Below are 24,146 nucleotides of genomic sequence, written 5' to 3'. Positions count from 1 at the left end.
TGTTCATCCCTCACTGTTCTTGTGGCTGTGCTCGATCGCCTCGCGGAGCACCCGGCGGTCGTCGAAGGGGCGGACCACCCCGGCGATGTCCTGCCCCTGCTCGTGTCCCTTGCCGGCGATCAGCACGGTGTCGCCCGGCGCGGCGCGGGCGACGGCCGCGGCGATGGCGGCCGCCCGGTCCGCTTCCACCAGGACGTCGCCGCGCTCGTGCGCCGGCACCTCGGCGGCGCCCGCGAGCATCGCGGCCAGGATCGCGAGGGGGTCCTCGGAGCGGGGGTTGTCCGAGGTGAGGACGGCCGTGTCGGCGTAGCGGGCCGCGGCGGCGCCCATCGGGCCGCGCTTGGTCCGGTCGCGGTCGCCGCCGCAGCCGAGCACGATGTGCAGCCTGCCCTCGGTGACCTTGCGCAGGGAGCGCAGGACCGACTCGACCGCGTCGGTCTTGTGCGCGTAGTCGACCACCGCGAGATACGGCTGGCCGGCGTCCACACGCTCCAGCCGGCCGGGGACGCCGGGTACGGCGGCGACGCCGTCGGCCGCGGTCTGCGGGTCGATGCCGGCGACGGCGAGGGTGACGATCGCGGCGAGCGTGTTGGCGACGTTGAAGGGGCCCGGCAGCGGTGCCTGGGCGCGCACCCGCTCGCCCTGCGGGCCGATGACGGTGAACGAGGAACCCAGCGGGCCCACTTCGACGTCGTCGGCGCGCCAGTCGGCGTCGGGGTGGCCCTCGGCGGAGAACGTGACGACGGGGATCGAGGACTCCGTCACCAGCCGCTGACCGTACTCGTCGTCGAGGTTGACGACGCCCTGCCGGGCGCGGGCCGGGGTGAACAGCTGGGCCTTGGCCTGGAAGTAGTCCTCCATGCCGGAGTGGAACTCCATGTGCTCCGGCGAGAGGTTGTTGAAGACGGCGACGTCGAAGACGCAGCCGTCGACCCGGCCGAGCACCAGGGCGTGGCTGGAGACCTCCATGGCGACCGACTCGACGCCGCGTTCCCGCATCACGGCGAACAGGGCCTGCAGATCGGTGGCTTCGGGGGTGGTGCGCTCCGATTTGATGCGCTCCTCGTCGATGCGCATCTCGACCGTGCCGATCAGGCCGGTGCTGCGGCCGGCGCCGCGCAGACCGCCCTCGACGAGGTACGCCGTGGTGGTCTTGCCGGAGGTGCCGGTGATGCCGATCTGCAGCAGTGCCTCACCGGGGCGTCCGTAGATCTCGGCGGCGAGCTCGCCCATTCTGCCGCGCGGGTTCTCGGTGACCAGGACGGGCAGTCCGGTCGCGGCGGCGCGGTCGGCGCCCGTCGGGTCGGTGAGGATCGCGGCCGCGCCGAGATCCCTGGCCTGGGCGACGTAGTCGGCGCCGTGCAGCCGGGCACCGGGCAGAGCGGCGTACACGTCCCCGGGGCGCACCGCGCGGGAGTCGTGCGTGATGCCGGTGACCGCGCCGGAGCCCGGGGGCTCTACCCCCAGCCGGGCGGCCAGATCTGCGAGGTCGATCGGGTGGACCTCGGCCGGACGGGGAGGGGCGGTTCGGTACTGATCAGCTTGTGGCACGGCGGTGAGCGTACCGGCAGTACCCGGACCGGCGCTAAATGAGGGGCCCCACCGGGGGCCGCGGCCGCCCGGGGACGGGCTCGCGGCGGGCGGGGTCGAGGCGGACCCCGGGTGGCGGTTCCCCGGGCCCGGCGTAATGGTTCTCACTGGCTGTTCCTCCCGGGTCACGCGCCGGGTTCGAAAGCTACCGGCAGCCGCGCGGGAGCCGCGCCGGTCGGCGCGACCTGCTGGGTCTTGAGCGCGAACTCCATGACCTTCTTGTAGATGGGTCCGCAGATCTGGCCGCCGAAGTAGCTGCCGCGGGTCGGGTTCTGGATGGCGCAGTAGACGGTGATCTGTGGCTTGTCGGCGGGTGCGAAGCCCGCGAAGGAGGCGGTGTAGCCCCGGTAGCGGCCGAGCTCGGGGTCGACCCGGTTCGCGGTGCCGGTCTTGCCGGCGACCCGGTAGCCGGGGATCCGGGCCTTGGTGCCGGTGCCCTCCTCGTCGCCCACGACCGATTCGAGCATGGCCGCGAGGGTCTTCGCGGTCTTCTCGCTCACCACCCGGGTCTTCTCCGGCGCCTGCGCCGGGTTGAAGCGTCCGTCGGGACCGCGGGTGCCGCGCACCAGGGTGGGCTCGATGCGTACGCCGCCGTTGGCGATGGTCGAGTAGACGGAGGCGGCCTGCATGGCGTTGATCGACAAGCCCTGGCCGAACGGGATCGTGTATTGCTGGGAGGTCGACCAGTCCTGCGGCTCGGCGAGGATGCCGGCGCTCTCGCCCGGGTAGCCGAGGCCGGTGGGGCTGCCGATGCCGAACTTCCTGAGGTAGGAGTAGAGGACGCGGTTGGCCTGGCTCTGGGTCTTCCCGAGCTGTCCGGTCGCCAGGATCGTCCCGATGTTGCTGGACTTGGCGAGGACCCCGTTGAGCGTCAGGTACCACGTGGGGTGGTCGATGTCGTCCTTGAAGAGCCGGTCGCCGCGGTGGAGCCGGTTGGGGACGGTGACGTGGGTGCCCGGGGTGGCGGCCCGCTCCTCCAGCACGGCGGCCATGGACATGACCTTGCTGGTGGAGCCGGGCTCGTAGACGTCCTGGAGGGCCGCGTTGCCCATGGCCTCGGCGTCGGCCCGCGCGATGTCGTTGGGGTTGAAGCCGGGCGCGTTGGCCATCGCCAGGACCTCGCCGGTCCTGGCGTTCTGGACCACCACGTACCCGCGGTCCGCCTTCGACTTCGTCACCTGCTCGCTGATCGCGCGCTGGGCGGCCCACTGGATGTCGCGGTCGATCGTGAGCTCGATGTCGGAGCCGGGGACGGCGGGCTTCTCCCGGGTCCCGGCGGTGGGCACCCGGCGGCCGCCCGACTGCGCGTAGGTGATGCTGCCGTCCTTGCCCGCCAGTTCCTTGTCGAGCATGGACTCCAGGCCGCCCGCGCCGCGGCCGTCGGCGTTGACCCAGCCCAGTATCCCGGCCGCGAGATCGCCGTTGGGGTAGACGCGTCGGCTGCTGGCCTCCTGGAAGACGCCGGCGAGGACGTTGGCGCCTGGCCCGCCCCTGGCCCTGTCGGCGGCGGCCCGCTCGGCGAAGACGGTCTTGAGGTCCTTGATCTGCTTCCAGACCTGCGGGGTCTGGCGGCGGGCGAGGACGGTGTACCGGGACTTGGGGGCCTTGAGCTTGTTCGCGAGCTCCGCGGCGTCGGCGCCCAGGATCGGTGCCAGCAGCGCCGCGGCCTGCTCCGGCGCGTCCGGGGCCTTGCTCTCCCCGGGCGTGAACATCTTCGGGTCGGCGGTGATGTCGTGCGCGTCCACGCTGGTGGCGAGCGCGATCCCGGCACGGTCCGTGATCCGGCCGCGCTCGGCCGCCAGCTTGTGGCTCGTGTAGCGGTTCTTCTCGGCCATCGCGGCGTACGTGCCGGCGTCGACGGCCTGCACCTGCAGCAGCCGGACCACGAACGTCAGCATGACGAGCGTGAGCGCCACGCTGACGAGCCTCAGCCGGGGGCGGGGGTTGCCGAGCCGGATCCGGCCGGGCGCCGCAGGCCGCCGGGGCGGTGCGGTCCGGCGGGGGCGGGGCGCCGTCCGGCCCCGGCCGGCCGGTCCGCCGCGGCGCGCGGGGCCCGGCACACGGCGCCGCGGTGGTTCCTTGGATGGCACTGCGTCACCTGCCGGGGGTCGTGGGGGACGGCTTCGGCGCGCCGGACGCGGCGGGCAGCGCCGGCGCGGACGGTGCCGCGGGCACCGGGGGTGCGCCTGCGGCCGACGGCTTCGGCGAGGCGGGCGCCGGCGCGGGCGTGCCGGACGCGGGCGGCGGCTGCACGGCTACGGGGGGCCCGACCGGCCGCTGCGCCGTTGCCGTGGGCCGGACGGCCGACGGGTCGGCCGTCGCCCGCTTCGGGACGCCGCGGACCGTGCCGTCGGGGTCGAGGAAGGCGGGGTTGCCGCCGGGGACCATGCCCAGCTCGCGGGCCCGGCGCTCCAGGGCGTCCGGGGCGGAGCGCTCGTCCACGTCCCGCTGCAGCGCCTGTTCCTGGTCGGTGAGTTCGGTGGTCTTCTTCCTGAGCTCGCTCAGTCGGAACGAGCCCTCGTTGAGGGAGGTGTTGAGCAGCAGCAGGGTGATCAGTCCACCGCCGAGCAGGACGACGACCAGCAGGACGAAGGGGGTCCGGGCCGCGGTGCTCGGCCCGGACGGCATGAGCCGCACGAGCCGTGCGGCACGCCCCTTGAGCTGACCTGCGGCCTTCCTCACCCCGAGCCCTCCCTCACCGCGGCTGCCGTCACCGGTCGCGCTCCCTCGGCGCGGCCGCCGTCACCGCACGTCCTCGCGGACGCGCTCGGCGCCGCGCAGCCGCGCGGGCGCGGCCCGGCGGTTCTCCGCGACCTCTTCCTCGGAAGGGAGTTCGGCACCGCGGGTGAGGAGCTTGAGCCGCGGCTGGTAGCGCTCGGGGACGACGGGCAGTCCGGGCGGTGCCGTGCCGGCGGCGCCCTCCGCGAGTACCCGCTTGACCAGCCGGTCCTCCAGCGAGTGGTACGAGAGGACCGCGATCCGGCCGCCGACCGCGAGCGCCTTCACCGCGGCCGGGATCGCCCGCTCCAGTACGGTCAGTTCGCCGTTGACCTCGATGCGCAGGGCCTGGAACGTGCGCTTCGCCGGGTTGCCGCCGGTGCGCTTGGCGGCCTGCGGGAGCGCGTCGCGGATCAGCTCGACGAGCCGGGCGCTGTTGCTGAACGGTTCCTTCTCCCGTTCCCGCACGATCGCGGCCACGATCCGCTTGGCCTGCTTCTCCTCGCCGTACGCGCGCAGGATGCGGACCAGCTCGCCGGCCGGGTAGGTGTTGAGGACCTCGGCGGCGCTGACGCCGGTCGTCTGGTCCATCCGCATGTCGAGCGGGGCGTCCTGGGCGTAGGCGAAACCGCGGTCGGCCTCGTCGAGCTGCATCGAGGAGACGCCGAGGTCGAACAGGACGCCCTGCACGGCGGGGATGCCGAGTCGGTCGAGCACGTCGGGCAGCTCGTCGTAGACGGCGTGCACCAGGGTGGCGCGGTCACCGAACGGCGCGAGCCGCTCACCGGACAGCCGCAGCGCCTCCTTGTCCCGGTCGAGCGCGACGAGCCGGGCGGCGGGGAAGCGGGTCAGCAGCGCCTCGCTGTGTCCGCCGAGGCCGAGGGTGCAGTCGACGACCACGGGGGCCGGGCCGTCCCCGCCGGGACGCTCCAGGGCCGGCGCCAGCAGGTCCAGACACCGCTGGAGCATCACCGGGACGTGTCGCTGGCTCAATGCGCCCTCTCAGGTCCGGCACGGGCGGTGGCCGGGCCGTACGTTTGCCGCACCCGCGGGGAAATCGCGGAAATGTGCTGGATGTGTCCGTGAACTGCGCGTCACTTTAGTCCACTGGTCGTGCCGGTCAATCAACCGGCTGGCGCGTCGCAGCGGCGGCCGGCGAGGGGTCCGGGAGCGGGGCGACTCACCCGAACGGACACGGTCCGCTCCTGCCTGTGGGTTAGCTCACAACAAGCCGCGTTGACGTTCTTTGTCCCCTCTCACAGCGAGCTGTGAGAGCCGGTGACCATTACCGTCGGAGACATGTCGACTTCCGCGCACCTCCCCGCTGAGCCCGCCGTCGCGACCGGCACGGTCACCGACCGGCTCGTCGAAGCCAACCAGCACTACGCCTCGGGCTTCACCGACCCCGGCATGGACGCCAGGCCGGTGCTCCGGGTCGCCGTGGTGGCCTGTATGGACGCCCGTCTCGACCTGCACGCCGCACTGGGCCTGCAGCTCGGCGACTGCCACACGATCCGCAACGCGGGCGGAGTGGTCACGGACGACGTGATCCGCTCCCTGACCATCAGCCAGCGCGCGCTGGGCACCCGCAGCGTCATCCTCATCCACCACACCGGCTGCGGCCTGGAGAGCCTGACCGAGGACTTCCGGCACGAGCTGGAGGACGAGGTCGGCCAGCGGCCCTCCTGGGCGGTCGAGGCGTTCCGCGACGTGGACCAGGACGTGCGCCAGTCGATGCAGCGGGTGCGCACCTCGCCGTTCCTGCTGCACACGGGAGACGTGCGCGGCTTCGTCTTCGACGTCACGTCGGGTCTGCTGCGGGAGATCGACCCCACCGGCTGAGTCCCGCCCCGGACGGCGCCGCGCCAGCCCGCAGCGCGGCGCCGTCGGCGTGTCCGCGCCCGTGAGGCGCGGGCCGGAGGGGGCCGTACCGCGCCGCACGGGATGTCCGTACTGCGTCGCACCGGGGCACCGTACCGCCGGGCGTGGGGTGGATCACAGCGCTGCGTGAGCGGCCAAACACGGCAACCCCAGACATATGGCGCCCACTTGTCCACAGGCGAGTGACATGACGCGGCAACGGCAACAAGAATGCGGGTGTGGCACCTTCGCGGAATCGACCGGAGAAGGTGTCCGTGTTTCGGGGTGGGCCGTGCCGCAAGCAGTGCACCGGCCCATGGAACGGGCCGAGGAGGGCCGGGTGACGACCTATGACGATCGAGCGAGCCTCACGGATCTGACCACCACAGCGGACCGCGTCCGCAGGTCGGTGGAGGGTGTGATCGAGGGCAAGCCTGAGGTCGTACGGCTCTCGCTGACAGTGCTGCTCGCCGAGGGGCATCTCCTCATCGAGGACGTGCCGGGCGTGGGCAAGACGATGCTGGCGAAGGCACTGGCGCGGTCGATCGACTGCTCGGTCCGGCGCATCCAGTTCACGCCGGACCTGCTGCCGTCGGACATCACCGGCGTGTCGATCTACGACCAGCAGAGACGGGACTTCGAGTTCAAGCCCGGCGCGATCTTCGCGCAGATAGTGATCGGCGACGAGATCAACCGGGCGTCCCCGAAGACCCAGTCCGCGCTGCTGGAGTCCATGGAGGAGCGGCAGGTCACCATCGACGGGCAGACGTACGAACTGCCCACCCCCTTCATGGTGGTGGCCACGCAGAACCCGGTGGAGATGGAGGGGACCTACCCGCTGCCCGAGGCCCAGCGGGACCGCTTCATGGCCCGCGTGTCGATGGGCTATCCGACACCGGAGGCCGAGCTGCAGATGCTCGACGTGCACGGTGCGGTGTCCCCGCTCGAGGACCTCCAGCCGGCGGCGCACGCCCATGACGTCGTGAAGCTGATCGACGCGGTGCGGACGGTCCATGTCGCCGACTCCGTCCGGAGGTACGCGGTGGAGCTGGTCGCCGGGACCCGCAACCACCCCGACCTCCGACTGGGCGCCTCGCCGCGCGCCACCCTGCACCTGCTGCGCGCCGCCAAGGCCTCGGCGGCGCTGAGCGGCCGGGACTACGCACTGCCGGACGACGTCCAGTCCCTCGCCGTGCCGGTGCTCGCCCACCGCCTGCTGCCGACGGCCCAGGCACAGCTGAACCGCCGCACCGCCGCGCAGGTCGTGCTGGAGATCCTCCAGCGCACGCCCGTGCCGACCTCCGGAAACGACACCGCGTACGGCACCGGTGCCCGCCAGGCGTCCGGCGGCCCGGCCTACGGCCGGCAGCGGCCCGGCGTCCGGCGGATCTGATGACGGCCGGGAGCCCTGCCGACGGCGATGAGGAGAGCGGCGGTCCGTGGTCCGCTCTCGGCGGGCTGACGACACGCGGCCGCTCGTTCCTGGCCGCCGGGGTGGCCGCGGCGGTGTGTGCCGTGGTCCTCGGGCAGAGCGATCTGCTCCGGGTCGGGCTGCTGCTCGCCGTACTGCCCCTGATCTGCGTGGCCGTGCTGTACCGCACCCGCCACCGGGTGGCGGGCAGCCGGAGGCTGTTCCCGTCCCGGGTGCCCGCCGGGACCGAGGCGCGGGTGCACCTGCGCCTGGACAACGTCTCCCGGATGCCCACGGGGCTGCTGATGCTCCAGGACCACGTGCCCTACGTCCTGGGACCCCGGCCCAGGTTCGTGCTGGACCGGGTGGAGCCCGGGGGCCGGCGCGAGGTGTCCTACCGGGTCCGGTCCGACCTGCGCGGACGTTATCCGCTGGGTCCGCTGCAGCTGCGGCTGAACGACCCGTTCGGCATGTGCGAGCTGACCCGTTCCTTCAGCTCCGCGGACACCCTCACCGTGATCCCCCGCACCGAGCCGCTGCCGCCGGTACGGCTCTCGGGGGATGCCACGGGGTACGGCGACGGACGCCAGCGCACCCTCGCCCTGGCCGGGGACGACGACGTGATCCCCCGGACCTACCGGCACGGGGACGACCTGCGCCGGGTGCACTGGCGTTCCACGGCCCGCTACGGCGAGCTGATGGTGCGGCGCGAGGAGCAGCCGCAGCGGGCCGGGTGCACGGTGCTGCTCGACACCCGGCGCACGGCCTACCGGGGCGCCGGGCCCGACTCGGCCTTCGAGTGGGCGGTCTCGGGCGCCGCCTCCGCGCTGGTGCACATGCTGGAGCGGGGCTTCTCGGTCCGGCTGCTGACGGACACGGGCACCTCGGTGCCCGGCGACGGAGGGGACGGCCTCGCCGGCTCGCCGCAGGAGTCCGCCGAATCGGCCGGGATGATGCTGGACGCGCTCGCGGTCGTGGACCACTCGGACGGTCCGGGGCTTTCCCGCGCCTACGACGTGCTGCGCGGCGGCGAGGGGCTGCTGGTCGCCTTCTTCGGCGACCTGGACGAGGAGCAGGCGGCGGTGGCGGCCCGGATGCGGCAACGCTGCGGGAGCGCGGTCGCGTTCGTGACGGACAGCCGCCCGTGGACGGCGAACGGAGCGGTGGACGACGCGGCGGACGCGCGGCTGCGCGGGCTGCGCGAGGCCGGGTGGACCGTGGTACCCGCCGGGCCTGGCGCGGCACTGCCCGAGCTCTGGCGGCAGGCGGCGCGCGAGCGCGCGGACTCCGCCCCGTCCGCTACGACGGGTCTTTCGGGGGGATGGTCATGAGCGGCCGTGGAAGGCTCGCCCTGTGCGCCTACGGCGCCACGCTGCTGGCGGCGGCCGCGATGGTCCCGCTGGTCGATCCTTTGACGTGGCTGCTGCAGGCCGCGTTCCTGTCGGCACTGGTCAGCGGGGCGGGGGCGGCGGCGCGGCGGGTGCCGCTGGCGCGTCCGCTGACCGTGGCGGCCCAGGCCGCGCTGGCGCTGCTGATGCTCACCCTGGTCTTCGCCCGCGAGCACGCGGTGCTCGGGCTGGTCCCCGGGCCGGACGTGTTCGGCAGGTTCGGCGAGCTGCTGTCCGCCGGTGCGCAGGACGTCGGCCGGTACGCGATCCCGGCGCCGGCGACCGACGGCATCAAGCTGATGCTGATCGGCGGGGTGCTGCTGATCGGCCTGGCCGTGGACGCGCTGGCCGTGACCTACCGCAGCGCCGCCCCCGCGGGTCTGCCGCTGCTGGCCCTGTTCTCGGTGGCCACCGGTCTGTCCGGGGGCGGGGCGGGCTGGTGGTGGTTCCTGCTGGCGGCCTCCGGCTATCTGATGCTTCTGCTGGCGGAGGGCCGGGACCGGCTGTCCCAATGGGGCCGGGTCTTCGGCGGGGCCCCGCCGCACGGCAGGACCGGGTTCGACCGCGGGGACGGGGCCGCGCACGCGCCGGTGCGCACCGGCAGGCGGATCGGTGTGGCCACGCTCGGCGTCGCCCTGGTCGCCCACTGGTCGCTCCCGGCCCTGGGCGGCGGGCTGATCGGCCAGGGCGGCGGTGGTGCGGGCACGGGCTCCGGTGGCGGCACGATCAACGCGGTGAACCCGGTGGTGACGCTGCAGGACAGCCTGAACCAGCCGGAGAGCCGGGAGTGGCTCAAGTACAAGACGAACGCGAAGGCCACCGGTGACATGTATCTGCGGATCATGGCGCTGGACCAGTTCGACGGCGGGGCTTGGAAGTTCTCGGTCCGCAAGGTCACCGACATCCCCGCCGAGCTTCCCCGCCCGGAGGGCCTCGGCGGGGATGTCGGCACGACGGAGATCAGGACGAACATCTCCGCCGCGGGTGCCTACAAGCAGGGCTGGCTGCCCATGCCGTACCCGGCGACCAAGGTGGCCGTGGACGGCAAATGGCGCTTCGACCCGGCCCGGCGGACGATCGTCGGGGACCGGGGGCAGACGACCGGCGGCCTGCAGTACTCGGTCACCAGCCTCCAGGTGAAGCCCACCGCGCAGCAGCTCGCCGAGGCGCCGAAGCCCCCCGCCGCGCTGCTGGAGGAGTACACCAAGGTGCCGGACGCACTGCCGGCCGATGTGGGGTCCACGGCCCTGCGCGTGACTCGGGGCGCCGACAACGACTACGAGCGGGCGGTCAGGCTCCAGGACTGGTTCGCCGCGGACGGCGGCTTCACCTACGACACCCAGGTGGATTCGGGCGGCGGGGTCGGGGCGATCTCGCGCTTCCTGAAGAACAAGGAAGGGTTCTGCATCCACTTCTCGTTCTCCATGGCCGCCATGGCGCGGACCCTGGGGATACCGGCCCGGGTGGCCGTGGGCTTCACGCCCGGCACGCCCTCGGCGGACGGTGCGACGTCGGTCAGCAACCAGGACGCCCACGCCTGGCCCGAGCTGTACTTCGAGGGCGTGGGGTGGACCCGGTTCGAGCCGACGCCGACCCGGGGCAGCGCACCGGACTACACGCGTGCGGTCGCCCCGTCCGGCGGGCCGAGCAGCCCGGCGGAGCCGGAGGTGGGGGCGTCCCAGGCGGTGCCGGTCGGCCCGTCGCGGTCGTCCGACTGCTCCCCGCAGGATCGCCGGCTCGGCGAGTGCGGGGCCACGGCACCGCAGGACGTCGCGGTGTCCGAGGACGAGGGCCCGTCGGCCGGCACGGTCCTGATGTGGACGGGTGCGGGCGCCGCGCTGCTTGCGGTCCCGCTGCTGCCGATGCTCTGGCGGACGAGACTGCGCAGGATCCGGCTCGGCTCCGAGGGGCGTACGGCCGAGGAGACCTCGGCGCGGACGCTTCTGGTATGGCAGGAGATCGCCGACACCGCCTGGGACCACGGCATCCCACCGGACGAGTCGCTGTCGCCGAGGAAGGCGGCCGCGCGCATCGTCCGGCTCGGCCGGTTGGAGGGCCCGGCCGCGGACTCGGTCCACCGGGTGGCCCAGGCGGTGGAGCAGGTGCTGTACGCGCCGAGGCCCGTCCCGGCCATAGGGTTGGCCGAGGACGCCGGCCGGGTGCGGGAGGGCCTGGGCGAGCGGACCGGCCGCGTCGCCGCTCTGCGCGCGCTGTTGCTGCCGCGCTCCACGGTGCGCGTCGTGTGGGCGTGCTCGGAGCGCTGGAACGCCCTGGTGGAACGCGCCGCCACCACGCGGCGGCGGCTGCTGGGCCGCGCGATGGCGCGACTGCGGGGGCCGCTGCGGCAGCGGGGCTGACGAGCGTACGGCCGGGCCCGGCGGGACGTGCTCCCGCCGGGCCCGGCCCTCGTGGTACCGGGGCGGGCCCGGGCGGCTGCCGTGCTCGTCGGCGGAAGCGGTACCGACGGGTGGTGGGGGCGATGCCCGCGGGCGAGGCCCTCACCGTGGTGCGTCCGCAAGCGCGGGGATCCCGGGGCCGGCGGGAGGTGTCCGCAGCGAACGACGCCCGTACCCGGGCGGAGAGACGCGTGAGGGGTGACCGCCCGTGCGGTCACCCCTCAGCCGTGTCCGAGTGCGTGGATGTGGTCGGGGGCTCAGTGGCCCTGCTCGTCGCGGCGGCGCTGCCACCGCTGCTCGATCCGGTCCATCATCGACCGGCGCTGCCTGGGCTGTCGGCGCGTGGCCTCGGCCCCGGGGCCGCTTTGCTCACCCGGCTTCGGCGCCTTGCGCCAGCCGGTGACCGCCAGGACCGCACAGCCGAGCATGACGAGAAAACCCACCACGCTGATCCAGATCTGCTGGGCGACCATTCCGGCCATGAGGAGCGCGATACCCACCAGGAAGCCGGCGACCGCTTGGTAGACCCGTCGTCGGGTGTACGTACGCAGCCCGCTTCCCTCAAGCGCTGTCGCGAACTTGGGATCTTCGGCGTACAGCGCTCGCTCCATCTGCTCGAGCATTCGCTGCTCGTGCTCCGAGAGCGGCACGGAGTCCTCCTAGTCGTCGGTCGCGGGGGCGACCGGTATGCGGCCCTTTCAGGATAGGCAGGGAATCGCCCCCGTGAAACCCGCCGAGTGCCCGATTGCCCTGAGGGGCCTGCCATGCCGGATCGACTGCTGAGGCGTTGATTCCCCAACCGCCTGTCCGTCATGCCGGATCGTGTCCCCCGATCATACGGGGCCGACGCCTCGATCGGGGGGCCTGTGGCGTACTCCATCTGCAGCTGCGCGGCTGATCAGCGGCGGGGCCGCCGTGCCGGGAAGCCGGTGGTCAGCCGCGCTTCTCGCCGAGGACGTGGAGCTGGGTGGCGACGGCGTGGAACGCGGGCGACTCGGCGGCGGCCTCCTCCAGCTTCAGCAGGGCCTCCAGCGCCCCCGGCTCGGTGTCCACGAGCACCCCCGGGACCAGGTCGGCGAAGACCCGGACACCGTGGACGGAGCCGACCTCCAGGCCCGAGTCGCCGACGAGTCGCGTGAGCTGCTCGGCCGTGAACCTTCGCGGCGTCGGGTCACCCTCGCCCCAGCGCCCCGCCGGGTCGCCGAGCGCCCGCCGGGCCTCGGTGAAGTGTCCGGCCAGGGCCCGGGCGAGGACGGCACCGCCGAGCCCGGCGGCGAGCAGGCTGAGGGCGCCTCCGGGGCGCAGCGCCTCCACCGCGTTCCGCACGCCCTCGGCCGGGTCCTCGACGTACTCGAGCACCCCGTGGAACAGCACGGCGTCGAAGCCACCGCGCTCCACGACGTCGAACAGTCCGTGGACATCGCCCTGGACCCCGCGCACCCGGTCGGCAACCCCGGCCTCGGCCGCCCGGCGCTCCAGCGCGAACAGCGCGTTGGGGCTGGGGTCGACCACGGTGACGTGGTGGCCGAGGCGGGCCGCGGGCACGGCGAAGTTGCCGGAGCCGCCGCCGGTGTCGAGGACGTCCAGGGCGTCACGGCCGGTCGCCTTGACCCGGCGGTCCAGGGCGTCCCTGAGCACCTCCCAGACCACGGCCGTGCGAAGGGAGGCGCGGGACGGGGTCTCCCCACGGCGAGGCCGAACGGGGGGCGTCTGGTCCGACACGGCAGTTGACTCCTCGGCGCGGATGCCGCCCCTGCTGACGGGGCGTGAACGGTGCAGGCTGGCTCCACCCTATTGCCTCGGCCGGGCGCCCCGGTCATCCCGCGGCGTCCCCGGGCCGACCGGACCCCGCCGCCCCGCGGCCCCGGGAGTTCTCATCCCGCGGCGTCCTCCGGGCACACCCCCGGAGCGCCCGGAGGGTGCTGCTCGGGCCGGGGCTGCGGCAGCACCGGCTGGAGCACCAGCATCCGCTCCACCAGCCGCAGGAACACGGCGACGTCGCGGAGCAGGTCGTCGGCGTCGCGGCTGCCGGCGGCGCCCCGGATGCCCGCCTCGGCGCGGGCCCGGCGCTCGGCGCCGGAGGCGAAGAGCGCGCTCCACTCGGTGAGTTCCGGGGCGATCTCCGGCAGGACTTCCCAGGCGGAGCGTATGCGTGCGCGCCGGCGCGGGCCGGTCTCCGGCCGTCCGCGGGCGGCGAGGACGGCCGCCGCCGTGCGCAGTGCGGCGAGATGGGCGGTGGCGTACCGCTCGTTGGGCGTCTCCAGGCGCGCGGCCTCTTCCAGGCCCGCCCGCGCCTGGGCGAGCAGGTCGAGCGCGGCAGGGGGAGCCGACGAGCGCCGCGGCACGGGGTGGACGTCGCTCGCGGGACCGGTCGGTGAGGGGGCAGGGCCGCCTGCGCGGAGCCGGCGTGTGGCAGCGGCGTACGAGCTGGCCATGACGAGCCTCCTGTCGTCGGGTGACGGCACTCCGGCCGTCCGTGAACCATGGTGGGGGGCGCCACTGACAATCCGTCCTGACCTGGACTTCTCCCGGGCGAAGGGGATGTCCTGCCCGCGCCGGCCGGCGCCCGATCCCGGGGTGGGCCGTGCGGCCACCGGACGACGCCGACGTGCTCGTCGTCCGCCACGACGGCCCGCGTCCCGAACACCGGCCCGGTCCGGGAGGCCGTCTCGCCCGGGACGCGGCCCCGCTCCGGCCCGCTCCGAGGCCGGCCGACTCGCCGCCCCGGCACCGGCGAAGGAAACTGCTGTCGTGCGCAATGAGGAGATCCGGCGTTACGCCTCGTCGGCGCTGCGGATCCTCGCTGTGGCCGCCGTCTACTACGGCTCCGCCAGGCTCGGGCTGCTCCAGCAGCTGGTGCGCGGCCAGATCACCCCGCTGTGGCCGCCGACGGGCGTGGCGCTGGCCGGGCTGCTGTTCTTCGGGCCGCGGGTCTGGCCCGGTATCGCGCTCGGGGCCTTCCTGGTCAACTTCTCCATCGGACCGACCGCCTTCGCCGTGCTGGCCATCGTCGCCGGAAACACCGCCGCGCCGCTCTGCGCGTACCTGATGCTGCGCCGCGCGGGGTTCCGGCAGGAACTGGACCGGCTCCGGGACGTGCCGGCACTCGTCTTCCTCGGGGCCCTGGGCGGGATGCTGGTCAGCGCGACCGTCGGCACGGCGACCCTCCTCCTGGCCGGGGCACTGGAGCCGGAGGGCTTCTGGCCCGCGTGGTCGGTCTGGTGGACGGGCGACGCGATGGGCGTGCTGGTGGTCACTCCGTTCCTGCTGGTACTGCGTCGGGCACGGTGGCCGGTCCCTGCCGGACCGGCCCGCTGGGCGGAGGCGACGGCGCTCGGGCTCTGCACGCTCGGAGTGACGCTGCTGGCGACCTCGACACGCAACTCGTCGCTGCTGTTCCTGGTCTTCCCCTGCCTGATCTGGGCGGCCTTCCGGTTCCAGCTGGCGGGGGCCGCACCATGCGCGCTGCTGGTGTCGACTCTCGCGGTCAGGGCCGCGGCCGGGCAGCTGGGACCGTTCGCCGGGCGCGACCTGTTCTCGAGCATGGTCACGCTGCAGGCCTTCAACGGGGTCACGGCACTGACGGCGCTGCTGATGGCGGCCGTGATCACCGAGCGGAACCAGACCCACGAGGAGATCAGACGCGTCTGCGCCCGGCTGGCCGAGATCGTGGCGGGAATCGAACCGCGCGACCGCTGAACTCCCCTCCCGTTTTGCTTCGTTCCCGGGTACGGAGTAAGTTTTGCACTGACCAGTCAGTTCAAAAGGGGGAGGCCGCGTGGACAGCCCACACGGGGCAGCCGTACGAGCCGAGGGCTTCGGCCTCAAGGGGCCGCGCGGCTGGGCGTTCCGGAAGGTGGACGTCGAGGCCGGCCCGGGCTCGCTCATCGCGATCGAGGGCCCGTCCGGCTCGGGCCGCACCTGTCTGCTGCTCGCGCTCACCGGACGCATGAAGGCGACGGACGGGCACGCGGAGGTGGGCGGGCTGCGGCTGCCGCGCAAGATGGCGGCCGTCCGGCGGATCAGCGCGCTGGGGCCGGTCCCGGGGGTGAGCGACCTCGACCCGGCGCTCACCGTGGCCGAGCACCTGCGGGAGCGGGCGCTGATGCAGCGGCGGTTCGACGCCTCGCTCCGGGCGCTGCTGCGGCCACCGGGGGAACGGGCCGCGGCGGCCCGGGCGCGGATCGAAGAGGCGCTGGGCCGCGTCGGGCTCGACGTGGACGCCCTGCCGAAGGCGGGGCGCACGGCGGTACGGGATCTCGAACGGCTGGAGGCCCTCCGCCTCTCCGTGGCCCTCGCCCTGATCGGCCGTCCGCGGCTGCTGGCCGTCGACGACGCCGACCTCAAGCTCCCCGAGGCGGACCGGGCGCAGGCGTGGGACCTCCTGCGCGGCATCACCGACGGGGGCACGACCGTGCTCACGGTCTGCAGTGAGGCGCCTGCGGACGCGGTCGTGGTCCGTACGGGCGCGGGGGCGCCGCACCCGGCCGCTGCGGACGAGTCGGGCGGCGGTGCGGCGGACGGCACGCCCGACGTGCTCGGCGCGCCCGACGCGAAGAGCGGGAACGGCGCCGGGAACGGGGCCCACGCCGAGCAGGGGAGCGGCGCCGAGGACACGGAGGCCGGCCACGACGCGCCGAAGCCGCCGGCGGCCGGGAACGGCGACCCGCCGAAGGCCGCCGCCGGGGCCGCCGGGGAGACGGACCCCGGCGTCGAGGCGCCCGGGGCCGCCGACGCGGAGCCGACCGCGTCCGCGGACGGCGCGAAGGACGCCGGCACCGGACCCGGCACCGCGGCGGGTACGGCCGCAGGAACGGCCGCGGACGCGGACAAGGTCACCGCCGCGGGCGACCGCGGGACCGGGACCACGCACGAGACCACGCACGACACCGAGGAGGGGGCGGCCGATGCGCTCGCCGAAACTGGCCGCGCTTGAGCTGAAGCGATTCGGCAGGGGCAGGCTGCCGCGCGCCGCGCTCGTCGCGATACTGCTGCTCCCGCTGCTCTACGGCGCTCTGTACCTGTGGTCGTTCTGGGACCCGTACAGCCGCCTCGACAAGATCCCCGTGGCGCTCGTCAACGACGACAGGGGCGCGACCGCCGCCGGGAAGAAGATCGCCGCGGGCGACGGGATCACCGAGGGCCTGCGCGAGAGCGACGTCTTCGACTGGCACGAGGTGAGCGCCCGGGACGCCCGCGAGGGCGTCGAGGACGGTACCTACTACCTGTCCCTGACCGTGCCCGCCGACTTCAGCGAGCGCATCGCCTCCGCCTCCGGCGACGCCCCGGAGACCGGTGCGCTGGAGGTTCGGACGAACGACGCGAACAACTACATCGTCGGGCAGATATCCCGCACGGTCTTCGCCGAGGTGCGCAAGTCCGCGTCCAAGAACGCCTCCCGCTCCTTCCTCGACAAGATCTTCATCTCGTTCTCCGACATCCACGACGCGACCGAGAAGGCCGCGAAGGGCGCCGACAAGCTGAAGGGGGGCATCGGCAAGGCGAAGGAGGGCTCCAAGGAGCTCGCCGACGGCCTGGAGGACGCCAAGGCCGGCAGCGGCAAACTCGCGGGCGGCATCACCCGCCTCGACAACGGCGCCGAGAAGCTGGAGAAGGGCGCCCGCGAGGTCGCCGCCGGCACCCAGCGGCTGGCCGACAAGGTCAACGGCATCGCGGCCGACGTCCGGCCGTACATCAAGGACGAGGGCGCCACGATCGGTGAGCACGCGCGGTTCGTGGAGAACGGCGCCCGCGCCGCCCGCAGCCATCTCGACCTCCTCGTGGCGACCGCCCCCGCTGCCGCGACCAAGGCTCACGACGCCGCAGACAAGGCGGCCGCGCTGCACAAGTCCCGCTGCGAGGACGCCGTCCTCCCCGACCCCGCCGTCTGCTCCGTGCTGGAGCAGGCCAAGACCGCGACGGCCGACTCCGCGGCGGTCGCCGACGACGTCGACAAGCTGGTGCGGGACAACAGCGGCGAACTCGAGCAGCTCGACGCCCGGCTCGCCAAGATCCAGAAGATGGCCAAGGACCTCGCCGACCGCTCCCCCACCCTCGAGGACGACGTCGAGAAGGCCGTCGCGGACGTCAACCGGCTGAACTCCGGAGCGCACAAGGTCGCCAAGGGCGCCGGCGACCTCCACGAGGGCCTGGGCAGCGCGCGCACCGGCTCCACCGACCTCGACACCGGTGTGGGCAGGCTCAAGAGCGGTGCGCACGACCTCGACGGCGGCATGTTCAAGCTCGTCGACGGTTCGGGCGAGCTGGCCGGCGGGCTCAACGACGGCGTCGGCAAGATCCCCGACTACGGCAAGCAGGAGCGCGACCGCCGCACGGACGTGATGGCCGATCCGGTGCAGCTCGCATCCCAATCCCTGCACAAGGCGGACAACTACGGCACGGGCTTCGCGCCGTACTTCATCCCGCTCTCCCTCTGGGTGGGCGCGATGGTGGCGTACATGCTGATCCAGCCGCTGAACCGGCGCGCCCTCGCCGCCGGCGCCTCGGCCTGGCGGATCGCCATCGCCGGCTGGCTGCCGGTCGCCGCGATCGGGCTGCTCCAGGTCGGCGCGCTGATGGCCGTGCTCCACTGGGGCCTGGGGCTGCAGATGGCCCGCGCCGCCGGGACGGTCGGCTTCCTCGCCCTGGTCGTGTGCTGCTTCGCCGCGATCATCCAGTGGCTCAACGCCCGCTTCGGCGCGGCCGGCCGCATCCTCGTGCTCGCGCTGCTGATGCTGCAGCTGACCTCGGCGGGCGGCACGTACCCCGTCCAGACGAGCCCGCCGTTCTTCAACGCCGTCCACCCCTTCCTGCCGATGACCCACGTCGTCGAGGCGCTGCGCCGGCTCATCACGGGCGGCGGCGTCGGGCCGGTGTGGCAGGCCGTGGCCGTCCTCGCGGCGTTCACCGCCGGGGCCCTCGCCCTCACCGCCCTGTCGGCACGTAGCAAGCAGGTGTGGACGTTCGACCGTCTTCACCCCGAGCTGAGCCTGTGAGGCGGGCGGACCTGTGAGAATCGGCACCATGAACAGCGGTAGCACCCGGAGACAGGCCACCCGAGCCAAGCTCTACGAGGCGGCGGTGACGCTCATCGCCGAACAGGGCTTCTCCGCCACCACGGTCGACGAGATCGCCGAGCGGGCCGGCGTCGCCAAGGGCACGGTCTACTACAACTTCAAGAGCAAGACCGAGCTCTTCGAGGAACTGCTGCGGTACGGGGTCGGCCTGCTGACCTCCTCGCTGCAGGAGGCCGCCGACGAGGCGGAGCGGCGGGGCGGCGCCAAGATCGAGGCCCTGGACGGGATGATCCGGGCCGGCCTGGTCTTCATCGACCGCTACCCGGCCTTCACCCAGCTGTACGTCGCCGAACTGTGGCGCACCAACCGCGCCTGGCAGTCGACGCTGATGGTGGTCCGTCAGCAGGCGGTCGCCGTCGTCGAGACCGTCCTCCGGGAAGGCGTCGAGCGGGGCGAGCTGAGCGAGGAGATCGACATTCCGCTGACCGCGGCCGCGCTGGTCGGGATGGTGCTGGTGGCGGCGCTCGACTGGCAGGCGTTCCAGCGGGAGCGGTCGATCGACGACGTGCACGCGGCCCTTTCCCGATTGCTCCACGGGCGGGTCGGCGGCTGCTGAAGCTCGCTCCCCCGTGCGGTCGCGGACGCTCCCGGCGGCCGTGACCGCACCGCCCGCCGAGCGCACCGAGGGCACGCACGACGACCACCCGCCTCGGGCACCGAGCGCACCGAGCGCACGAACGACGAGTGCCGGTGCGGCGAAGCTCGATCCCCCCGAGCTTCGCCGCACCGGCGTTCCCCCCGTCGTCCCCCCGCTCCCCAGTTGCCCCGTACCGCTGTTCCCCCGGGTCCGGGCAACCCCCGTTCGCAGGTGCGCCGCGCCGTTCCGCCGCCCCGTGCCGGCGGTGCCGGCGCCGCGCCCCTCCGTGGCCTCCACTCTTCCGTCCGCGCCGGTCGGCCCCATCCGCGCGCCTACTCATCTCCCGCACTAGGTACGGATACTCAGAGGCCCGTGCTCATCCCCACGCACTCCGGGTGCGGGCTGGTCACGACCGCGTCCGGGGCCACCCGGTGGCGGCGATCACCGCGGCACGCTGCTCGTGCCGGGGCCGGTGGCGCTGGTCCTCCCCGCCCCGCGGATCCGCCGTTCCCTCCCGGCGCCGAGCCCGGCGCCGGGAGGAGCGGCGCGTCGCCGCGGACCTGCGGGGACCACCGCCCCGGTGGCTGTCGGACGCTGCCGATACAGTCCCCGACATGGCACGGATCGTGGTGATGGGCGCCGGGATGGGCGCCATGGCGGCAGCCGCCCGGCTTGCCGTGGCGGGCCACCGGGTGACGGTGTTCGAGCGGACGGACACGTACGGCGGCGCGGTGCGCCGGTTCGAGCGTGCCGGATTCGCCTTCGACACCGGGCCCGGACTGCTGCATCTGCCCGCCGTCTGGCGGGACTTCTTCGTGAAGACCGGCAAGGAGCCGCTGGAGAAGTGCGTGGAACTGGTCCAGGTGGACCCGGCGAGCCGTCATGTCTTCGCGGACGGCACGGCCGTGTCCCTGCCGAACGCCTCGCGTGCGGGTGTCGTCTCGGCGCTGGACGGAGCCCTCGGCGCCGGGGCGGGCGAGCGCTGGGGCGCGTTCCTGGGGCGTGCGCGGGAGGCCTGGGACCGTTCGCGGCGCCCACTGCTGGAGGAGCCGCTGCCCCCGGAGACCTCCCGCTTCGCCCGGGACCCGTACCCGGCACTCAGGGGCGGCCTGTTGCGCCGCCCGGCGCGCACCCTGGCCGAGGTGGGCCGGCGTGAGCTGCGGGATCCGCGGCTGGCGGCGCTGCTGGAGAGCCACGCCCTGGCGTACGGCCTCGACCCCGCCACCGCGCCCGCGTCCGCCGCCGTCCTGCCCTACATGGAGCAGACGTTCGGCAGTTGGTACGTGCGGGGCGGGATGCGGGCACTCGCGGACGCGGTGCACGAGCGGTGCCTCGCACGGGGGGTGGAGTTCGTCCTCGGCACCGAGGTGACGGAGGTACGGATCGAGGACGGCCGGGCGGTCGGCGTGGAACTGGCGGACGGAAGCACGGCCGAGGCGGACCATGTGGTCGCGGGCGCGCCCGTGCCCGCGCTGTACCGGGACCGGGTCCTGCCGTGGGCCTCCCGAGAAGAGTGGCCGCACCACCAGTCGGCGGTGCGGACCGGGCGGGTCACCGTCTGCCTGGCACTGCGCGGCGCCCGGGCGGCGGACGCGGCGCACCGGACGGTGGTGCACTCGCCCGACCGGGCCGGGGAGTCGGCGGCGCTGGCCGCGGGGCGGCTGTGCGACCGTCCGACGGTCGTGGTGCTGCGGCCCGACGACGAGCGGCTGCGGCCCGGTGGCCACGAGGCGGTCACGGTGACCGCGACCGTTCCCGCCGGGACCGGCGACCGGATGTCGGACCTCCCGTGGGACGAGCACGTGACGGGCGGGGACGCCACGGGCGTGGAGGCGTTCGCGGACCGGATGACGGCGGCCGCGGAGGCGGCCGTACCCGGTCTGCGGGAGCGACTTCTGTGGCGCGAGGTGCGCACACCCGCCGACACCCTCCGGGAGACGGGCACGCCCCGGGTGCCCGGACCGGCACTGGCCGGAGCGGGCGGGGCACTGCTGCCCGCGGCGAACGTCCCACCGGTGCCCGGGCTGTACTTCGCGGGCGGCTGGTCGCATCCCGGCGGCGGGCTCGCGCACAGCGGAATGTCGGGCGCGTTGGTGACCGGCCTCATCGTCGAGGGCGCGGACTTCCGCGGTTCGCAGTGACCTGATCCGCGGCCCCCCGGCGGCGGAGGGCCGCGCTCTCCGGGGCGACCGGACGTCGCAAGACCCGCCGGGCGGCTCCGTGTCGCGGCGCCCGGATCGGGTGACGGTCTGGAACGTGGCGCCGCTCCCGCCCGCGGGCGGCCCGAACGGCCCGCCCGGGCGTTCCCCGCGCCGGCGGCTCGGAGGTCGGGGCGGGGACGGGGCCTCTCCGGCCCCCGGCAGCCCGGGATGTGCGAGCCGGGCTCCGCGCCCCCGGATTCCAACGACCCGGCTCCACGTCCCGACTCCGCGTTCCGGGATCCAGGGACCGGCTCCGCGCCCATGGATTCCAACGACCCGGCTCCACGTCCCGACGGGCCGACGGGACGCGGGGCGGGGGCTCAGAGGACGCGGGGTGTCTCAGTAGCGGTAGGTCTGGCCGTTGGGGTCGTTCTGGTAGCCCTGGTCGTAGCCGTACTGCGAGGGCTGCTCCGTCGACGGCGGGGCCTGGTCCCCGTCGCGCTGGAGCGGCACCCACACCCCGCCCGGCGGCGTCTCGTTGTAGCCCTGTGACGCGTACGGGTCGGCGTACTGCTGCTGGCCGCCGTAGCTCTCGTACGAGCCGTAGCCCTGCTCCGCACCGCCGGCGTACGGGTCGGACCAGGCGGCGTACTGCTGCTGCCCGCCGCCGGTGCCGTAGTCGTACGACCCCGCGTACGCGTCATGGGTCCCCGTCGGCTGCTGGTAGTCGTGGCCCTGCGAGTAGGAGTCGGCGTAGCCGCTGGAGTAGCCGCCGTAGTGGGTTTCCTCGCCGGCCTGCGCGTGGTTCGCCGTGTGGGTCGCGTCGGAGTAGACGCCGTACTGCCCGGTGTCGTCCGGGAGTGGCTGCGGCTCGTAGACGGATGTGGTCTCCTCGGACGGGGACTCGTCCGGGTCGGGGCCGGACTGACGGGGACGGCCGGAGGCGTCGTAGGAGTCCTCGTAGTCGATGCCCGTCACCTCCAGCACGGGGTCACGGTCGACGGGGGCGCCGGACCTCCGGCGGCGGCTGGAGCCCGGGCTGCCGCCCAGCGCCCAGCCGGTGGAGAAGCCGCGCCGGAAGGAGAGCGTGACGTACGTCTGACCGACCGCGAAGGCCGCCGCACCGACGCCGATCACGATGACGTTCGGCATCAGCACACCGACGACAACGCCCAGGAAGCCGACGAAGGCGACCAGCCGCCAGCGCAGCCGCGCCTTGTACTGCAGCAGCACCTCGCCGAGCAGCCACAGCGCGACAATGCCGAACGCGATGTAGAGCACCGTCCAGCCCATGCCCGCCCCTCTCCTGCGGCCTCCGCCCGGGGTTGCGGCGGGTGCGGCCGTTCACGACTGCTGGTGCAGTCCGAGATTCTCGTAGATTTCGAGCGTCGCGGTGGAGTTGTTGAGCGTGATGAAGTGCAACCCGGGGACGCCCTCCGAGAGCAGCCGTGCGCAGAACTCCGTCGCGAACTCGATACCGATGGAGCGTACAGCGGCGGGGTCGTCCGCGACGGCGCGGATCCTCTGTTCGAGTTCGGCGGGGAACGACGCGTTGCTGAGCTGGGCGAACCGTTCGATCTGCTTCACGCTGGTGACGGGCATGATCTCGGGGATGATCGGGGTCTCGCAGCCCGCCTCCGCGACGCTGTCGCGCAACCGCAGATAGTCCTCCACGCGGAAGAACATCTGGGTGATCGCATAGTCCGCACCGGCACGGCACTTGTCCACGAAGTGCCCGACGTCCGTCTCCCAGTCGCTGGAGCGGGGATGCATCTCGGGGAAGGCCGCGACGCCGACGCAGAAGTCGCCCGACTCCTTGATCAGCCGGACGAGCTCCGCCGCGTACCGCACACCGTCCGGATGCTCGACCCACTCCCCCATCGGGTCGCCGGGCGGGTCGCCGCGGACGGCGAGGATGTTCCTGATCCCGGCGTCCGCGTACTGGCCGATCATGTTGCGCAGCTCCGCGACGGAGTGGTTGACCGCGGTGAGGTGCGCGACCGGGGTGAGCGTGGTGTCGGCGGCGATCTGCTGGGTGGCCTTGACGGTGCCCGCGCGGGTGGATCCCCCGGCTCCGTAGGTCACCGAGACGAAGTTGGGCTGTACCGCCTCGACTCGCCGCAACGCGTTCCAGAGATTCCGCTCGCCCTTCTCCGTCTTGGGCGCCCAGAACTCGAAGGAGTACGAGGTCTTGTCGGTGGCGAGCAGCTCGCGCACGGTGCGTGCGCGATCGGTCCGGGTCGAAGCTGTGCCGAGGGCCATAGTCGCAGGTTATCCACGGGGCAGCGGTCTCCCAACCGGATTCCACCCATCGGACACGGATCGCTCATGGAACGGCCTACTGCGCGTGGGCCCGTATCCGCTCGGCGAGACGGGCCGCGGCCTCGGCGGGGTCGCCGGCCTCCGTGATCGCCCGGACGACGACGACCCGGCGGGCACCCGCCTCCAGCACCTCGTCGAGGTTGCCCGCGTCGATTCCGCCGATCGCGAACCAAGGGCGGTCCTGGCCGAGCGAGGCCGTGTACCGCACCAGGTCGAGGCCGGGGGCCGGCCGGCCCGGCTTGGTGGGCGTGGGCCAGCAGGGGCCGGTGCAGAAGTAGTCGACACCGGGCTCGGCGGCCGCCGCGTCCACCTCCTCCCGGGCGTGCGTGGAGCGCCCGATCAGCGCCCCGGTGCCGAGGACCGCCCGTGCCGCGGGCACCGGCAGGTCGCCCTGGCCGAGGTGCAGCACGTCCGAGCGGGCGGCGTGGGCGACATCGGCCCGGTCGTTGACCGCGAGCAGCTTCCCGTGGCGGCGGCAGGCGTCGGCGAACACGGCGAGGTGCTCCAGCTCCTCGCCGGCCTCCATGCCCTTGTCGCGCAGTTGCACGATGTCCACCCCGGAGGAGAGGACGGCGTCCAGGAACTCCGGCAGGTCGCCCTGGCGTCTGCGGGCGTCCGTGCACAGGTAGAGCCGGGCGTCGGACAGCGCCGCTCGGGATGTGGACAT

The 24,146-nt window shown here is 73.8% G+C and carries 18 protein-coding genes and 1 pseudogene; 9 read left to right on the top strand and 10 right to left on the bottom strand.

Annotated elements, in window-relative coordinates:
- Positions 1-3: 3 nt before the first annotated feature.
- From O7595_RS25400 to rsmH, 4 genes are read right to left on the bottom strand one after another with little or no spacing between them, the layout of a single operon-like run.
- On the bottom strand, positions 4-1,698 hold the full coding sequence (locus O7595_RS25400; RefSeq protein WP_443071724.1) for a UDP-N-acetylmuramoyl-L-alanyl-D-glutamate--2,6-diaminopimelate ligase: 1,695 nt from the start codon (positions 1,696-1,698) through the stop codon (positions 4-6).
- A gap of 17 nt (positions 1,699-1,715) precedes the next feature.
- Complete coding sequence (locus O7595_RS25395) at positions 1,716-3,680, bottom strand: peptidoglycan D,D-transpeptidase FtsI family protein (RefSeq protein WP_269730922.1); 1,965 nt, start codon at positions 3,678-3,680, stop codon at positions 1,716-1,718.
- 4 nt (positions 3,681-3,684) lie between these two features.
- Positions 3,685-4,272 (bottom strand): FtsB family cell division protein, encoded by a 588-nt coding sequence (locus tag O7595_RS25390; protein WP_443071723.1) that lies wholly within the window; start codon positions 4,270-4,272, stop codon positions 3,685-3,687.
- A gap of 60 nt (positions 4,273-4,332) precedes the next feature.
- Positions 4,333-5,301: a 16S rRNA (cytosine(1402)-N(4))-methyltransferase RsmH gene (gene rsmH / locus O7595_RS25385; protein ID WP_269730921.1), complete on the bottom strand. Its 969-nt coding sequence runs from the start codon at positions 5,299-5,301 to the stop codon at positions 4,333-4,335.
- A 306-nt stretch (positions 5,302-5,607) separates the two neighbouring features.
- Between rsmH and O7595_RS25380 the strand changes: the two genes are divergently transcribed.
- From O7595_RS25380 to O7595_RS25365, 4 genes are all read left to right on the top strand, one after another.
- Positions 5,608-6,150, top strand: a complete 543-nt coding sequence (locus tag O7595_RS25380) for a beta-class carbonic anhydrase (protein WP_269730920.1) — start codon at positions 5,608-5,610, stop codon at positions 6,148-6,150.
- 358 nt (positions 6,151-6,508) lie between these two features.
- Positions 6,509-7,561 carry an AAA family ATPase gene (locus tag O7595_RS25375; protein ID WP_269730919.1) on the top strand — a complete coding sequence of 351 codons (1,053 nt, stop codon included), beginning with the start codon at positions 6,509-6,511 and terminating at the stop codon, positions 7,559-7,561.
- Positions 7,561-8,910 carry a DUF58 domain-containing protein gene (locus O7595_RS25370; RefSeq protein WP_269730918.1) on the top strand — a complete coding sequence of 450 codons (1,350 nt, stop codon included), beginning with the start codon at positions 7,561-7,563 and terminating at the stop codon, positions 8,908-8,910. Before O7595_RS25375 ends, O7595_RS25370 begins: the two co-directional genes overlap by 1 nt.
- Positions 8,907-11,324 (top strand): transglutaminase TgpA family protein, encoded by a 2,418-nt coding sequence (locus O7595_RS25365; protein ID WP_269730917.1) that lies wholly within the window; start codon positions 8,907-8,909, stop codon positions 11,322-11,324. Before O7595_RS25370 ends, O7595_RS25365 begins: the two co-directional genes overlap by 4 nt.
- A 296-nt stretch (positions 11,325-11,620) precedes the next feature.
- Here the strand turns inward: O7595_RS25365 and O7595_RS25360 are convergent, their stop codons facing one another.
- The 3 genes from O7595_RS25360 to O7595_RS25350 all read right to left on the bottom strand — a co-directional run bounded on the left by O7595_RS25360 (position 11,621) and on the right by O7595_RS25350 (position 13,798).
- Positions 11,621-12,013, bottom strand: coding sequence for a DUF3040 domain-containing protein (locus O7595_RS25360; protein WP_138055830.1), 393 nt, complete (start codon positions 12,011-12,013; stop codon positions 11,621-11,623).
- Between the two features lie 283 nt (positions 12,014-12,296).
- Entirely contained in the window at positions 12,297-13,085 is a 789-nt protein-coding gene (locus tag O7595_RS25355) for a methyltransferase (protein WP_269730916.1), read from the bottom strand.
- 152 nt (positions 13,086-13,237) lie between these two features.
- Positions 13,238-13,798: an SAV_6107 family HEPN domain-containing protein gene (locus O7595_RS25350; RefSeq protein ID WP_269730915.1), complete on the bottom strand. Its 561-nt coding sequence runs from the start codon at positions 13,796-13,798 to the stop codon at positions 13,238-13,240.
- A 316-nt stretch (positions 13,799-14,114) separates the two neighbouring features.
- Here O7595_RS25350 and O7595_RS25345 point away from each other — a divergent pair, with 316 nt between their 5' ends.
- From O7595_RS25345 to O7595_RS25325, 5 genes and pseudogenes are all read left to right on the top strand, one after another.
- Complete coding sequence (locus tag O7595_RS25345; protein ID WP_269730914.1) at positions 14,115-15,062, top strand: MASE1 domain-containing protein; 948 nt, start codon at positions 14,115-14,117, stop codon at positions 15,060-15,062.
- Between the two features lie 79 nt (positions 15,063-15,141).
- Positions 15,142-15,840, top strand: a pseudogene (locus tag O7595_RS33710) (ATP-binding cassette domain-containing protein); the annotation flags it as partial.
- 430 nt (positions 15,841-16,270) lie between these two features.
- A complete protein-coding gene (locus tag O7595_RS25335) occupies positions 16,271-18,358 on the top strand; it encodes a YhgE/Pip domain-containing protein (protein WP_269730912.1) in 2,088 nt (695 codons plus the stop codon).
- A gap of 28 nt (positions 18,359-18,386) precedes the next feature.
- On the top strand, positions 18,387-18,995 hold the full coding sequence (locus O7595_RS25330) for a TetR/AcrR family transcriptional regulator (RefSeq protein ID WP_269730911.1): 609 nt from the start codon (positions 18,387-18,389) through the stop codon (positions 18,993-18,995).
- A 635-nt stretch (positions 18,996-19,630) separates the two neighbouring features.
- Positions 19,631-21,157: a phytoene desaturase family protein gene (locus O7595_RS25325; protein ID WP_269730910.1), complete on the top strand. Its 1,527-nt coding sequence runs from the start codon at positions 19,631-19,633 to the stop codon at positions 21,155-21,157.
- Positions 21,158-21,556: 399 nt separating this feature from the next.
- Here the strand turns inward: O7595_RS25325 and O7595_RS25320 are convergent, their stop codons facing one another.
- The 3 genes from O7595_RS25320 to thiE form a co-directional block, all read right to left on the bottom strand.
- Positions 21,557-22,450 carry a hypothetical protein gene (locus tag O7595_RS25320; protein ID WP_269730909.1) on the bottom strand — a complete coding sequence of 298 codons (894 nt, stop codon included), beginning with the start codon at positions 22,448-22,450 and terminating at the stop codon, positions 21,557-21,559.
- Between the two features lie 51 nt (positions 22,451-22,501).
- Positions 22,502-23,419, bottom strand: a complete 918-nt coding sequence (metF, locus tag O7595_RS25315) for a methylenetetrahydrofolate reductase [NAD(P)H] (protein ID WP_269730908.1) — start codon at positions 23,417-23,419, stop codon at positions 22,502-22,504.
- Positions 23,420-23,495: 76 nt separating this feature from the next.
- Entirely contained in the window at positions 23,496-24,146 is a 651-nt protein-coding gene (gene thiE / locus O7595_RS25310; RefSeq protein ID WP_269730907.1) for a thiamine phosphate synthase, read from the bottom strand.

The organism is Streptomyces sp. WMMC940, from assembly GCF_027460265.1.
Taxonomy (GTDB): Bacteria; Actinomycetota; Actinomycetes; order Streptomycetales; family Streptomycetaceae; genus Streptomyces.
The sequence above is the reverse complement of the archived record's forward strand: the minus strand, read 5'-3'. Positions and strand labels throughout refer to the sequence as shown.